This is a genomic window from Halorubrum aquaticum (assembly GCF_900113615.1).
Classification (GTDB): Archaea; Halobacteriota; Halobacteria; order Halobacteriales; family Haloferacaceae; genus Halorubrum; species Halorubrum aquaticum.
This window is the reverse complement of sequence record NZ_FOPZ01000001.1, coordinates 18,696-32,000: the sequence shown is the minus strand read 5'-3', so window position 1 is coordinate 32,000 and position 13,305 is coordinate 18,696. Positions and strand designations below refer to the sequence as shown.

At 70.4% G+C, this 13,305-nt stretch carries 11 protein-coding genes; 7 read left to right on the top strand and 4 right to left on the bottom strand.

Annotated elements, in window-relative coordinates; genetic code table 11:
* Nucleotides 1-10 precede the first annotated feature (10 nt).
* Nucleotides 11-985, top strand: a complete 975-nt coding sequence (locus tag F3H10_RS00140) for a transcription initiation factor IIB (RefSeq protein WP_149782837.1) — start codon at nucleotides 11-13, stop codon at nucleotides 983-985.
* Between the two features lie 36 nt (nucleotides 986-1,021).
* Here the strand turns inward: F3H10_RS00140 and F3H10_RS00135 are convergent, their stop codons facing one another.
* On the bottom strand, nucleotides 1,022-1,795 hold the full coding sequence (locus F3H10_RS00135; RefSeq protein WP_149782836.1) for an inositol monophosphatase family protein: 774 nt from the start codon (nucleotides 1,793-1,795) through the stop codon (nucleotides 1,022-1,024).
* A gap of 114 nt (nucleotides 1,796-1,909) precedes the next feature.
* Between F3H10_RS00135 and F3H10_RS00130 the strand changes: the two genes are divergently transcribed.
* Nucleotides 1,910-2,386 carry an NUDIX hydrolase gene (locus F3H10_RS00130; protein WP_149782835.1) on the top strand — a complete coding sequence of 159 codons (477 nt, stop codon included), beginning with the start codon at nucleotides 1,910-1,912 and terminating at the stop codon, nucleotides 2,384-2,386.
* Nucleotides 2,387-2,608: 222 nt separating this feature from the next.
* On the top strand, nucleotides 2,609-5,119 hold the full coding sequence (locus F3H10_RS00125) for a DUF7527 domain-containing protein (protein ID WP_149782834.1): 2,511 nt from the start codon (nucleotides 2,609-2,611) through the stop codon (nucleotides 5,117-5,119).
* Between the two features lie 91 nt (nucleotides 5,120-5,210).
* On the opposite strand, the gene F3H10_RS00120 is transcribed toward F3H10_RS00125, so the two are convergent.
* Nucleotides 5,211-5,516 (bottom strand): hypothetical protein, encoded by a 306-nt coding sequence (locus tag F3H10_RS00120; protein WP_066416926.1) that lies wholly within the window; start codon nucleotides 5,514-5,516, stop codon nucleotides 5,211-5,213.
* Between the two features lie 258 nt (nucleotides 5,517-5,774).
* Here F3H10_RS00120 and F3H10_RS00115 point away from each other — a divergent pair, with 258 nt between their 5' ends.
* Entirely contained in the window at nucleotides 5,775-7,136 is a 1,362-nt protein-coding gene (locus F3H10_RS00115) for an adenylosuccinate synthase (protein WP_149782833.1), read from the top strand.
* Nucleotides 7,137-7,197: 61 nt separating this feature from the next.
* On the top strand, nucleotides 7,198-8,346 hold the full coding sequence (locus F3H10_RS00110) for an acyl-CoA dehydrogenase family protein (RefSeq protein ID WP_149782832.1): 1,149 nt from the start codon (nucleotides 7,198-7,200) through the stop codon (nucleotides 8,344-8,346).
* Nucleotides 8,347-8,400: 54 nt separating this feature from the next.
* Here the strand turns inward: F3H10_RS00110 and F3H10_RS00105 are convergent, their stop codons facing one another.
* Both F3H10_RS00105 and F3H10_RS00100 read right to left on the bottom strand, forming a co-directional pair.
* Nucleotides 8,401-9,138 (bottom strand): bacteriorhodopsin, encoded by a 738-nt coding sequence (locus F3H10_RS00105; protein WP_149782831.1) that lies wholly within the window; start codon nucleotides 9,136-9,138, stop codon nucleotides 8,401-8,403.
* A gap of 1 nt (nucleotide 9,139) precedes the next feature.
* The gene (locus F3H10_RS00100) at nucleotides 9,140-10,885 is read right to left on the bottom strand and encodes a methyl-accepting chemotaxis protein (protein ID WP_149782830.1); all 1,746 of its coding nucleotides are present in this window, start codon (nucleotides 10,883-10,885) and stop codon (nucleotides 9,140-9,142) included.
* A 178-nt stretch (nucleotides 10,886-11,063) separates the two neighbouring features.
* Here F3H10_RS00100 and F3H10_RS00095 point away from each other — a divergent pair, with 178 nt between their 5' ends.
* On the top strand, nucleotides 11,064-12,860 hold the full coding sequence (locus tag F3H10_RS00095) for a MutS-related protein (RefSeq protein WP_149782829.1): 1,797 nt from the start codon (nucleotides 11,064-11,066) through the stop codon (nucleotides 12,858-12,860).
* Entirely contained in the window at nucleotides 12,853-13,302 is a 450-nt protein-coding gene (locus tag F3H10_RS00090) for a hypothetical protein (RefSeq protein WP_149782828.1), read from the top strand. Before F3H10_RS00095 ends, F3H10_RS00090 begins: the two co-directional genes overlap by 8 nt.
* Nucleotides 13,303-13,305: the final 3 nt, after the last annotated feature.

Sequence of the window (13,305 nt, the reverse complement as noted above, 5' to 3'; positions counted from 1 at the left end):
ACCAAACACAATGAGCGACAACGTTCGAACCTACACGACCGAGCAGGTCGAAGACGAACAGGAGACCGAAACGTCGGCCGACGAGGAGCTCCGCTGTCCGGAGTGTGGCGGTCAACTCGCGACCGACACCGAACACGGCGAGACGGTGTGTGCGGACTGCGGGCTCGTCGTCGAGGCGGACGAGATCGACCGCGGGCCGGAGTGGCGCGCGTTCGACTCGGCCGAGCGGGACAGCAAGTCCCGCGTGGGCGCGCCCACGACGAACATGATGCACGACAAGGGCCTGTCGACCAACATCGGCTGGCAGGACAAGGACGCCTACGGCAAGTCGCTCTCCGGTCGGCAGCGCGAGAAGATGCAGCGGCTCCGCACCTGGAACGAGCGCTTCCGCACGCGCGACTCGAAGGAGCGCAACCTCAAACAGGCGCTCGGCGAGATCGACCGGATGGCCTCCGCGTTAGGGCTTCCCGACAACGTCCGCGAGACCGCCTCGGTCATCTACCGCCGCGCGCTCGACGAGGACCTCCTCCCCGGCCGCTCCATCGAGGGGGTCGCGACCTCGGCGCTGTACGCGGCCGCCCGGCAGGCCGGAACGCCCCGCAGCCTCGACGAGATCGCCGGCGTCTCCCGCGTCGAGAAGGACGAGATCGCCCGGACGTACCGCTACGTCGTCCGCGAGCTCAAACTGGAGATCCAGCCCGCCGACCCCGAGAGCTACGTGCCCCGGTTCGCCTCCGATCTCGGGCTCTCCGACGAGTCGGAGCGTCGCGCTCGACAGCTCCTCGACACCGCGAAGTCACAGGGGATCCACTCCGGGAAGTCGCCGGTCGGGCTCGCGGCCGCCGCCGTCTACGCCGCCGCCCTCCTCACCAACGAGAAGGTGACCCAGAGCCAGGTGAGCGAGGTCGCGAACATCTCCGAGGTCACCATCCGCAACCGCTACCACGAGCTGCTCGAGGCCGAGGACGGCATCACCGTGAACTGACCCCGCTCCCTCATCCTCGAAACCCGTTCGTACGCTTCATCGCGCGTCGTCGATCGCCGCCCACAACGCGTCCAGCCGCTCCGCGTCGGACGCCGCGACGTACAGCGGCCCGTCCCGACGGACCGCCGCACCGGCCTCCGCCGCGAACAGCTCGGTCACCGCGCGCTCCTCCTCGTCGGGATGGAACTGGACGAGACCCTGAAGCCGACCGCGCGCGAGGAGCCCGGAGTGGACCGTCGGGGCCCAGCTGTCGACGACCCGCTTCACCTCGCCCGAGACCGCCTCCCGGATCGCGTCGGCCTGCCGGGAGAGGTCGGGTTCCCGAGGAACGTCGCGTCCGACGATCGTCGCGACCGTGCCGGCCTCGAGGGCGACGTCGCTCTCGGCGGTCGCTCGTTCGCCCTCGTAGGTGACGCCGGCGTCCCGACGCGCGAGATACGTCTCCTCGGTCGCCGGCTGTCTGATGGCCGCGAGCGCCGGCTCGTCGTCCTCGAGAACCGCAACTGACGCGGCGAAGGTCGGCAGCCCCGCCGTGAAGTCGTTCGTGCCGTCCAGCGGGTCGATCACCCAGCGGTAGGGGCCGGTCCCGTCGAAGCGGCCGGCCTCCTCGGCGAAGACCGGGTGGTCGGGGAACGCCCGGCGAACCACCGGGAGCATCCGCGCCTCCGCCGCCTCGTCGGCGGCCGCCTTCACGTCGGTCGCGCCGTACTCGCCGGCGGCGTCGCCGTTCCGGTACCGCTCCCGAAGCTCCGCGCCGCCGGCCAGTACCGCCGCGCGGGCGACGGCCTCGACGTCGTCCAAATCGGTCATCGCCGGGCGTTCGAGCACCGCGGTCAAAGAACCCGGTGGTACGCGTCGGGGAGACGACAACCCGCGTCGGTCGCGTCCCGAACGCACAAATCGTCCCGGTGCGAGCGGATCGCTATGGAGACGACCCGCCACTTCACGGCGACCACCTACGTCGTCAACGACGGCGCCACGGCGCTTCACGAGCACGACCGACTGGGGATCCGCCTCCCGCCGGGCGGCCACATCGAGCGGGACGAGCTGCCGCACGAGGCGGCGTTACGGGAGGTCCGCGAGGAGACGGGACTCGAAGCCGAGCTCGTCGCCGACCGCGCGGACGTGGAGACGCCGAACGGGCGGCCGCTCCCGGAACCGGCCCACCAGATGCTCCACGACATCGACGTCCATCCCGACGGGTCGGTGAGCCACCAGCACATCGACCACCTCTTCTACGCGCGAGTCCCGACCCGCCGGATCGATCCGGCCGGCGACGACGAGGCGGACCCCGAGGCGTGGTCGTGGTACACTCCCGAGGACCTGTGGGCGGGCGAGTTCGACGCCGACGTGATCGCCCTGGGCAGTGAGGCGATAGAGACCGTGACGGACGCGGAGTGATCGGGGACGATCATCGCGTTTCGGCGGTCGAACCGACCGACACAAGCGGCTGACCCGACCGACACAAGCGGCTGACCCGACCGACACAAGCAGCCGATCCGACCGACCGAAGCGGGTCCGACCCGACTGATCGGATCCGGCCGATCCGGCCGATCCGGCGTCTGACGGCCGTCTCACGGTCCGGAAAGTATTTGGGTCGGTGCTGGCGAACTAGCGGTAAGAATGGACGCACAGCGAAGAGAGGACATCACCGGGTGGGACGCGCGGGAGTTCGACGGCGGGTTCGACGGGCTCCGTCGGTTCGCGGACCGCGGCTTCTCCGGCGCGGCGACCGACGGCACCGGGTGGTTGTTCATGCTCGACGGTCGCGTCGTCGGGACCGTCGACGCGGATCTCGACGCGTTCGCGGACGCCTCCGGAACGGTTTACGAAGCGCCACACGAGGCGCTTCCGGTGCTTTTCGCGATGCAGGAACGGGGCGGCGAACAGCGCGCACAGTACTACACGAAGGACACGCCGCTCTCGGCGGCGGACCGGAAGCTCTCGGAGGGCGGCTTCACCGGCTACGTCGAGCTCTCGGAGAACGTGCTCTCCGGCGACTACTACGTCACCTACACCGCCGGCGAGTCGATGGCGGCCGCGTTCGTCGGGAACGCGCGACGGCTCGAGACCGGCGAGGACGCGTTCGACCTCGCGAACGACGAGGTCGGGATCTACACCGTCTACGAGGTCGACCTCGACGTCCGGGAAGTCCCCGAGACGGATCGAGGCGCCGGCGCTGGCGCGGCCGAGAAGGAAAGTGCCGACGAGAATCGTGCCGACGAGACCCGGTCAGACGCGAGCGAGCGACCCGACGAGACCCGATCCGAGGCCGCCGCCGGCGTCAAGGCAGGGGCCGCCGAAGGGGCGGATGCGGACGACGAGGACGTGGACACGGGCGGCAACGACGGAGACCCGGACCGGGCGAACGCCTCCGGCAGGACCGACGACGACGACCGCACCGACCGCACCGATCGCACCGATCGCACCGAGCAGCCACAGGAACCGGGAACCGGACCTGCCGCGACGGAACCCGACGATCCGAGACGGGCGGACTCGACCGATCCGACCGCGAGGGAACCCGACGACTCGTCGTCGGCGGAGCCGGACCGAGGCGAGGAACGGACCGACGCGGACGACGACGAGAGACCGTCCACCCCGTCGTCGGCCACGACCGAGTCCGGCGACCGCGACGACCGGTCCCGGTCGACCGCCGGATCGGAGAACGCCCCGGCGAGGAATCGGGACGCCGGGACGGAAAACCGGGACGACACGACGGGCCGGCCGACCGATCGACGATCGGAGGCGTCGACCGGGGCGACTGCGTCGACCGAGTCGGCCGGGTCGAACGGATCCCCGGACGACGACGTCTTCTCCGAGGAGGCGCAGTGGCGCGAGGCGAAGTCGATCCCGGCGCTCGATCCGTCCGAGACCAACGAGCGTGGCGAGGACCCGACCGGGTCGTCCCAGCGCACGAATCGACAGACCGGCGGTTCATCGAATCGGACGGGCGGCCCCCCGAATCGAACCGGCGACCCCTCCAACCGAACCGGCGGGTCGAGGGAGGGGTCGGGAAGCCGATCGCGAGCCGACGGGACTTCCTCGGACGGGTCGGCGGCCGGCCGCGGGGGATCGCCTCCGAGTCCCCGCTCGACGGAGCGGTCCGGCTCGGGACGGGCCGCCGTCTCCGGACGGTCCCCGAACGAGGTTCGCGAGCGGATCGAGGAGCTCGAGTCGGCGCTCTCGACGGCCGAGTCCGCTCGCGAGGAGATCGCGACCGAGCGGGACGAGCTCGAATCCGAGCGCGACCGGATCCGCGAGGAACTGGAGGAGGTGACGGCCGAGCGGGACGAACTCGAAGCCGAGCGTGACCGGCTCGAGGACGAACTCGAGCGGCTCCGCACCGAGGTGGACCGTCTCCGCGATCGGCTCGATCAGGCGGAGTCACGGCTCCCCGAGGGCGAGCGGAGCCTGTCGCCGGCGGAGGCACGCGACGGGACCAACCTGTTCATCAGGTACGACTCGAAGGGTGGCGCGACGCTCGAGGACGCTCACGACGGGGCCGTGGGCCGCGACGAGCTTCGGGAGAACCTCCGGATCGAACACCACACGAGCTTCGAGACGGAGGGACTCCTCGTCGACGGCGAGCCGTTCGAGTCGTTCCTGCGGGGGACGATGGAGTACGGGTTCACCCGCTGGCTCGTCGAGGAGCTCCCCTTCGAGGTGGGCGAGACGGGCAACGGGAGCGCGCTGCGCGACCTCTACGATGCCCTTCCCGAGGTGGATCGCGCCGAGATCGGCGGCTCCGTTTCCGTCGTGATCCGGGAGAACGGCGAGGAGACCCGCGAGCAGCGCTCGTTCGACTTGGTGTTGCGCGACCGCATGGGCAACCCGCTCTTCGTCGCCGAGCTCAACGACTCGCGGGAGCCGACGGCGGGTGCGACCCTGGAGTCGCTCGTCGCGAGCGGCGGGGTGATAGCGGAGTCGAACGAGGCGTTCGCCGGGGCGTTCGCGGTGACGGCGAGCTTCTTCGAACCCGACGCGTTGGAGGCCGCGAGCGACGCGGTCGGCGGCGGACTGTTCAACCGATCGAAGCGGAAGAGCTTCGTGAAGCTCTCGCGCAAGCGCGGCTACCACCTGTGTCTCGTGGAGTCGCGCGAGGGCGGGTTCCACCTGACGGTCCCGGATCTGTAACCGGGTCGGAGTATCGGAAACGCGGCTCTCGGCGACGGAAAACGGTCAGTCGTCCGGGCGGGCGAACGTCGCGTCGAATCGGTTCAGGCGATCAGTTCTCCACTTCGGCGGCGTCGTCGATCCGCATCGAACCGAGCTTCTCGACCGTGTCGTCGAGCTTCTCGTCGAGTTCGTCGACGAACTCGTGGGTGCGCTCGGTCGTGATGGCTCCCTGACTGGAGGGCTCGATGAGGTTCTCCTCCTCGAGGACCCGAAGGGAGTATCGGACCTTGTGGTGGGGGTAGCCCGTCTCGTTGGACATCTTCACGATCCCGATCGGTTCGTTCTCGATGACCATCCGCAGCACCTGAAGGTGCCGCTCCAGCATATCTACCTCTTTTTCGAGTCGATCTATCATGCCATATGTTAACTCGTCATGCCCCTTTTTAAAAGTTGCTGTCGAGAAGCGGGGGGCGAATACCGGCTTAGGGTTTGACATGCGAGTAGTTAACGGTTCGGATCGACGATCGGTCGTCGACGAGGCCGCGGCTCGGTCGAGAAGCGCACGAACGACGACATCTTCCCGGAGTTGGTCCGAAAACGATCCACGTTTGTGAGGTGATCGCGCCGATGGACCGTAATCTGTTTTACCCCCCGGTCGGAAGGGGGTAGCGGTATGACAGTCACCATCGTCGGCTCCCAACTCGGGGACGAGGGCAAGGGCGCGCTCGTCGACCGGTGGGGAGGGGACGCGGACGTCGTGGTCCGTTATCAGGGCGGCGACAACGCCGGCCACACCGTCGTCGAAGGCGGCGAGGAGTACAAGCTATCGCTGGTTCCGAGCGGAGCGGTTCGGGGCACGATCGGCGTGTTGGGCAACGGCTGCGTGGTCAACCCGCGGACGCTCTTCTCGGAGATCGATGAGCTCCGCGATCGCGGGCTCGATCCCGACGTCCGGGTCGCGCGCCGGGCACACGTCATCCTCCCGTACCACCGGGTCCTCGACGGCATCGAGGAGGAGGTCAAAGCCGACGACGACGCCGGCGACGAGGTCGGCACCACCGGCCGCGGGATCGGCCCCACCTACGAGGACAAGGCGGGCCGGCGCGGGATCCGGATCGGCGACCTGCTCGAGCCGGACGTGCTTCGCGAGCGGCTCGAGTACGCCGTCTCGCACAACCGGGCCGTCGCCGAGAACGTCTACGGACTCGACGTGGCCGATTCCGAGCACGCGGACGCCTTCGACGTGGACGCGCTCTACGAGGAGTACCTCGCGATCGGCGAGCGGCTCGCCGACGACGGGATGACCGTCAACTGTAGCGACTTCCTCCACCGCCGTCGAGAGGCGGGCGACCGGATCCTCTTCGAGGGCGCACAGGGGACCTCGATCGACGTCGACCACGGCAACTACCCGTTCGTCACGTCCTCGAACCCGACCGCCGGCGGCGCGGTCGTCGGCTCCGGCGTCGGCGTCACGACCGTCGGGTCGGGCGAGGTCGTCGGCATCGTGAAGGCGTACCTCTCGCGGGTCGGCGCGGGGCCGCTGCCGACCGAACTCGACGGCGACGACCACGAGGCGGCGCTCGCCGACGAGATCCGCGAGAAGGGCGGCGAGTTCGGGACGGTCACCGGGCGGCCGCGGCGGATCGGCTGGCTCGACCTCCCGATGTTACGCCACGCCTCGCGCGTCTCCGGGTTCACGGGCGTCGCGATCAACCACGTCGACGTGCTCGCCGACCTCGAGGAGCTTCAGGTCTGTGTCGGCTACGAGCTCGACGGCGAGCGGATCGACACCGTGCCGACGACGACCCAGCGGTGGGAGCGGTGTGAGCCGGTCTACCGCGAGTTCGACACCTGGTCGGAAGTCGACTGGACCGCGGTCGCGGCGGAGGGGTACGAGGCGCTCCCCGAGGCGACGCGGACCTACGTGGAGTTCGTCGCCGAGGAGACTGACGCGGCGGTGTACGCGGTGGGCGTCGGGCCGGACCGCGAGGAGACGATCGAGCTGGCGAACCCGTTCGCGGCGTCGGACGAATAAACGTACCCCGCGTTCTTCGTTGTTCCACGAAGGTTTTGCCCCGGGAGGGTGGAGTGCGGACATGGACCTACTCGACGAGAGCGTCGTGCCGGAACGAGCGAGAGACGTCAAACGCGAGGCGCGGGCCTTCGCCGACGAACACATCGCGCCGAACGCCGAGGCGTACTACGAGTCGGGCGAGTACCCCTGGGAGGTCCTCGAGGCCGGGATGGACGCCGGGCTGGTCGCACAGGACATCGGCGAGGAGTACGGCGGGAAGGGGTTCGACCTCGCGCAGGTGCTCGCGATCGCCGAGGAGTTCTACCGCGCCGACGCCGGCATCGCCCTCACCCTCCAGCTCGCCAGCTTCGGCTGTGAGATGCTCGAGCAGTACGGGACCGACGAACAGAAGGAGACGTACCTCCGGCCGGTCGCCGAGAACGACCAGATATCGGGGCTCGCAGTCTCGGAGCCGGAGACCGGCTCCGATCTCGCGGGAATGACGACGAAAGCCGAAAAAGTCGAGGGGGGCTACGAGCTCACCGGCGAGAAGTACTGGGTCGGCAACGCGGTCGAGGCCGACTGGCTCACCGTCTACGCGAAGACGGGCGAGAGCGACGACCGCTACTCCAACTACACTCTGTTCATCGTCGAGACCGACCGGGAGGGCTACGAGGCCGAACACATCCCGGAGAAGATGGGAATGCGCGCCTCCAAGCAGGGACACATCGTCCTCGAGGACTGCTTCGTCCCCGAGGAGAACGTCGTCGGCAGCGAGGGCGGCGGCTTCTACGTGCTCGCGGACTTCTTCAACCACGGTCGGGTGATCGTCGGCGGGCACGGGCTCGGGCTCGCGGCGGCCGCCATCGAGGAGGCGGAGGAGTTCGTCCACGACCGCAACGCGTTCGGCCGCACGGTCAACGAGTTCCAGGCGGTCCAACACACGCTCTCGGACATGCGGATCGGCTTCGAGTCGGCCCGCGCGCTCAACTGGCGCGCCTGCGAGAAGGTCGCGAACGGCGAGGACGCGGGTTACTGGGCCGCGCTCACCAAGACGAAGTCCACCGAGGTCGCGGTCGACTGCGCCGAGAAGGGGATGAAGCTCCACGGCGGGCGCTCGGTCCTCACCGACCGCCGGATCGCCCGCGTCTACCGCGACGCCCGGATCCCGGTGATCTACGAGGGCGCGAACGACATCCAGCGAAACCTCATCTATCGACAGTCGCGCTGATCGACGGTCGCGACCGAGCGACGGTCGCGGTGAACGGTCGTCGAGGCCGACCGCTCAGTCCGCCGTTTCCCCGCCCGTCCGAGACCGCTCGGTCTCGGCGTCGATCTCGCGGGCCGCGTCGCCCTCGACGTACGCGACCGCGTCCGCCCCCGCGACGGCGACGATCGCGAACCCGACCTTCGAGACGAAATCGAGATAGACGAACACCAGCATCTCCGTCGCGGGCGTGAGCAGGCCGAACCCGGTCGGCGCGAGCAGCCAGACGACGGGGTACAGCGTCCAGAGGACGACGGTGATGTTCCGGAGCGTGTAGAAGACGGCGCGCACCCGGTCCGCCCGCGCCGCGGCCGATCGCGGAAGCTTCACGAGCAGCCCGTACACGAGCCCGAGGTACGCGACCGAGGCGACGGCGAACGCCGCCCACGAGACGGTTCCGGTGGTCGCGACGGCGACGACGCCGCCCGCGATGACGACCACGTCGACGGCGATCAGCGTCGCGATGGTTCGCCGGTCGGTCCTGACGAGCAGCGCGAGATACGCGATCAGAAGCGGCGTCGTGAGCAGCCAGTCCGCGTACCGCGCGGCCGGTAGCGTCCCGCCGGGCGTGGCGACGTTGCCGACGCCGAGTCCCATCGCGGTGTACGCGACCGCGGCGATCCCCGTGACCCCGGCGAGCGTCGCGTAGTACCTCGCCTCCGAGGGCCGCCGGTACCACAGCCACAGCGAGGGAGCCGTCCCGGCGAGCATCCCGATGGCGCCGATCCACGCCCAGACGGTCACGTTCGCGAACATCTCAGTTCACCCCCTCCGGACCGTCGTCGGCGAAGTCGAAGGCGGATCCATCGTCGCGAGGGTCCGAGCCATCGCCGGGGTCAAGGTCCCGACCGCCGTCGGAGGTCGCCACTCCCTCGGGGGCCGTCGTTCCTCGCGAGGCCGGATCGTCGGGGGGCGGCGTCGCCGTCGACGCGTCGTGATCCCCGTCGAGGTCGAGTTCCGCCCCCTCGATCTCCTCCGCCTCGTCGACGTCGTACTCGAAGCTCCCGACGGTGCTTCGGAGCCGCCCTGCGCGGCTCGAGAGCGCCTCGGCGGCGTTCTCGACGGCGGCGAGGGTCCGTTCCTGTTCGTCGACCGCGCCGGTGACGTCGCCGGCCGCGCTCGCGGTCTGTGCGCTGATGGCGGCGACGTCCTCGACGTGGCCGACGACGGTGTCGACCGTGTCCGCCTGCGACTCCGTCGCGCGGGTGATCTCGGTCATACTGTCGTCGGTCCGCTCCGAGGCCTCCGCGAGGCGCTCGAGCGCGTCGATCGAGGTCTCGACCGTCTCGACGCCGGTCTCGATCCGGTCTTCGGTCTCCGCTATCGAGTCGACGCCCGCCTCCGCGCGCGCCTGAACCGCGTGGATCCGGTCTTCGATCTCGGCGGCGGACTCCTGGGTCCGCTCGGCGAGGCTCTTGACCTCCTCGGCGACGACCGCGAAGCCCGCGCCGTCGGCGTCCGAACGCGCCGCCTCGATCGAGGCGTTGAGCGCGAGCATGTTGGTCTGTTCCGCGATCTCGGCGATCGTGTCGACGACCTCGCCGATCTCCTCGATCTCCTCGGCCAGCGCCTCGATGTCCTCCGTCGTCTCCGAGGTGACCTCCTCGACCGCGTCCATCTCCGCGAGGGCGGCCTCCGCCGCCTCCTGTCCCTCCTCGCCGACCGCCGCGGCGTGTTCGGCCGTCTCGGCCACTTCCGTGACCGTCGCCGCCACCTCCTCCGCCGAGGAGGCGAGCGACTCGGCCTCGTCGGTCGTCGCCCGGAGGTCGTCGCGCTGGGTTCGTGCCCCGTCGGCGATCTCGGAGACGGCGCCGGAGACGGTCCCGGTCGTCGACCGCAGGTTCTCGGTCCGGTCGTCGACGGTCCCGGCGACGGTCGCGGTGTCCTCCGCGACCGACGCGACCGACGCGACCGTCCCCTCGAGTTCCGCCGCCATCTCGTTGAACGCGGTGCCGACGCGTCGGATCGGGTCGCTCTCGCAGTCGGGGTCGACCCGGCGGGTGAGGTCGCCGTCGGCGAGCGCCCGCATCGCCTCCTCGTAGGCGGTCGCCTTGCGCTCGATCGTCGCCGCCCGCTCGTCGGCCTCGCGCCGAGCGGCCTCCGCGTCCGCCCGCGCCTCCTCGGCCTCGCGGATCTCGCGTTTGAGCGATCCGCGCATCTCGTCGAAGGCCGAAAAGAGGCGACCGATCTCGTCGCTCCGTCCCGTGTCGAGAGCGACGTCGAGGTCGCCGTCGGCCATCCGCTCGGCCTTCCGGGTGAGCTGTCGCAGCGAGACGACCGTGTTCGACCCCACGGTCACCCCGATCAGCGCGATCCCTATCACGGCGAGTAACGTCATGCCGACCAGCCCGGACCTGACCTCCTCCCCCGCGGGACCGAGATCCCCCGTACGAGCGTAAACGACGACCCCGTACGCGACCGAGACACCCATCACCCCGACCAGCGACGACGCGAGCTTCACGCCGTAACTGGCTCGGAGTCGAGATAGCGGTTCGAATCCCATCGATAGTGGATACGAAGGGATTTTCCACGGATAAAAGCGAGCGTCGGAGTATCAGACGTGAAAATCCCGGGCGTCACGGCTCGTCGACCGGAATGGAACGGAGCGCGACTCGGACGGCGTCGTCGCGATCGAACCGGACGGACGAAAACACCAAGCGGCCCCGCCGAGACGTCCACCCATGCGACTCGAGGACTACTGGGGGATCGGCCCGAAGACGAGCGAGCTGCTGACCGCCGAGCTCGGGGTCGAGCGGGCCGTCGAGGCGATCGAGTCGGCCGACGTTCGGGCGCTCGTCGACGCCGGGCTCCACCGCGGGCGCGCGACGCGGATCCTCCGCCGGGCGAACGGGGAGGCCGGGATGGGCGTCCTCGCGACCGGCGACACGCGCGAGGTGTACGACGACCTCCTGACGCTCGCGGCGGGGTACGCGCTCACCGAACACGCCGCCGACCGGATCCGCGTCCTCACGCCCTCGCTCGACCGGGACGCGATCGAGGCTCGGCTCGAGGAGGTCGTGGCCGCCCGCGACGCCTGGCGCAGTCTCGACGACGACGCCCGCGAGCGCGTGGTCGGCGCGTTCACCGCCTACGACGAGGCCGGCGGCACCGACCGGGCGGCCGTCGAGACCGCGATCGCGCTCCGGGAGGTCGGGCTGACCGGCGGAACCTTCGATGCGCTCTCCGGCCTCGACGACGACGCGCTCCGGGAGGCCGCGGACGCGCTCGGGAACGTGCGCGGCTCCCTCGGCGACGACGACGTCGAGGTGGCACCCGGCGCGGACGACGAGCTCGACCGGCTCCGCGAGCGGCTCGCGGCGGCCGAGGAACTCGCGGACTCGGCGTTCGACGTGCTCGAGACGGTTCGGGACGGCTCCCTTCGCGACTTCGAGGCGCTGGAGGCCGCGACCGTCGACCACGTCGCGACGGAGACGGGCGTCGACCCGGCGACGGTCCGGGCGGCGGCCCCCGACGACGCGCTCGACGCGGCCGACTTCGTCTCGGCCACCCTCCGGGGGCTCGTCGACGAGCTTTCGGCCGCGGTCGACGACCGGGAGGCGACCGTCGCGGCCGACCTCCGCGACCGTATCGGCGACGCCGGCGGCGACGTCGACCGGGCCGTGGAGGTCGTCTCCGACGTCGCGGTCGACCTCTCGCTCGGCCGGTTCGCCGCAGAGTACGACCTCGTCCGTCCGCGACTCGTCGAGGACGGCCTCGCGGTCCGGAACGCCCGGAGCCCCTTCGTCGACGACCCCGTCCAGCCGGTGTCGTACGCGGTCGGGACCCACTCGCTCGCCGGCGACGCGGGCGTCTCGAACGCCGAGTCGCCGCCGACGGGCGACCGGGTGAGCGTCCTCACCGGGGCGAACTCCGGCGGGAAGACGACGCTTCTGGAGACGCTGTGTGCGGTGACGCTGCTGGCGTCGATGGGGCTCCCGGTGCCGGCCGAGGAGGCGGAGGTCGGGTCGTTCGACCGGATCGTCTTCCACCGCCGGCACGCCTCGTTCAACGCCGGGGTGTTGGAGTCGACGCTGCGCTCCGTCGTCCCGCCGCTCGTCGAGGAGGGGCGGACCCTGATGCTCGTCGACGAGTTCGAGGCGATCACGGAGCCGGGGCGGGCCGCGGACCTCCTCAACGGCCTCGTCGACCTCACCGTCGACCGCGGCGCGCTCGGCGTCTACGTCACCCACCTGGCGGAGGACCTCAGCCCGCTGCCCGAGACGGCCCGGATCGACGGGATCTTCGCGGAGGGACTCACGAACGACCTCGAGTTGCGCGTGGACTACCAGCCGCGGTTCGGCACGGTCGGGAAGTCGACCCCGGAGTTCATCGTCTCGCGGCTCGTCGCGAACGCGACCGACCGGTCGGTCCGCGGCGGGTTCGAACACCTCGCGGCCGCGGTCGGCGAGGAGGCCGTCCAGCGGACCCTCTCGGACGCGCGCTGGACGCCGGAGGACGACCGATCGGCGGATGACTGATCCCGACCGTTCCGGAGAGGGAACCGACCCGACCCGGATCCGGTCGATCGCGGTCCATCGCGAGGACGTGGCGAACGCCCTCGAGGCGACGCTGCGGACCGAAAAGCGGGTCGTCCTGCGGGTGACGCCGCCGTACTCCGGTCGGATGCGCGCGCGGATCCACCGGGTCGACGACGCCTCGATGGACGGATCCGACGGAGCGATCCACGTCGATGCGGCCGCGTTCCTCGAGACGGTTCCCCCGTATCCAGAGGTCGACGAGACCGCGGCAGAGTTCCCCGACGCCGACGTGGAGACCCGCCGCGAGCGACACGCCGAGGCGGTCGCCGAGTGGCGGGAGGCCGTCCGCGAGGCGGTCGGTGGGACGGTGGAGATCGCCATCGCCGACGGCGACACGGTGGGCGAACGGACCCACGAGGTCGACGTGGTCGCGCTCGGCTAGCCG

Coding starts and splice junctions, on each gene's coding strand:
- F3H10_RS00140 (WP_149782837.1), top strand. CDS start 11: ATGAGCGACAACGTTCGAACCTACACGACCGAGCAGGTCGAAGACGAA.
- F3H10_RS00135 (WP_149782836.1), bottom strand. CDS start 1,795: ATGACCGATTTGGACGACGTCGAGGCCGTCGCCCGCGCGGCGGTACTG.
- F3H10_RS00130 (WP_149782835.1), top strand. CDS start 1,910: ATGGAGACGACCCGCCACTTCACGGCGACCACCTACGTCGTCAACGAC.
- F3H10_RS00125 (WP_149782834.1), top strand. CDS start 2,609: ATGGACGCACAGCGAAGAGAGGACATCACCGGGTGGGACGCGCGGGAG.
- F3H10_RS00120 (WP_066416926.1), bottom strand. CDS start 5,516: ATGATAGATCGACTCGAAAAAGAGGTAGATATGCTGGAGCGGCACCTT.
- F3H10_RS00115 (WP_149782833.1), top strand. CDS start 5,775: ATGACAGTCACCATCGTCGGCTCCCAACTCGGGGACGAGGGCAAGGGC.
- F3H10_RS00110 (WP_149782832.1), top strand. CDS start 7,198: ATGGACCTACTCGACGAGAGCGTCGTGCCGGAACGAGCGAGAGACGTC.
- F3H10_RS00105 (WP_149782831.1), bottom strand. CDS start 9,138: ATGTTCGCGAACGTGACCGTCTGGGCGTGGATCGGCGCCATCGGGATG.
- F3H10_RS00100 (WP_149782830.1), bottom strand. CDS start 10,885: ATGGGATTCGAACCGCTATCTCGACTCCGAGCCAGTTACGGCGTGAAG.
- F3H10_RS00095 (WP_149782829.1), top strand. CDS start 11,064: ATGCGACTCGAGGACTACTGGGGGATCGGCCCGAAGACGAGCGAGCTG.
- F3H10_RS00090 (WP_149782828.1), top strand. CDS start 12,853: ATGACTGATCCCGACCGTTCCGGAGAGGGAACCGACCCGACCCGGATC.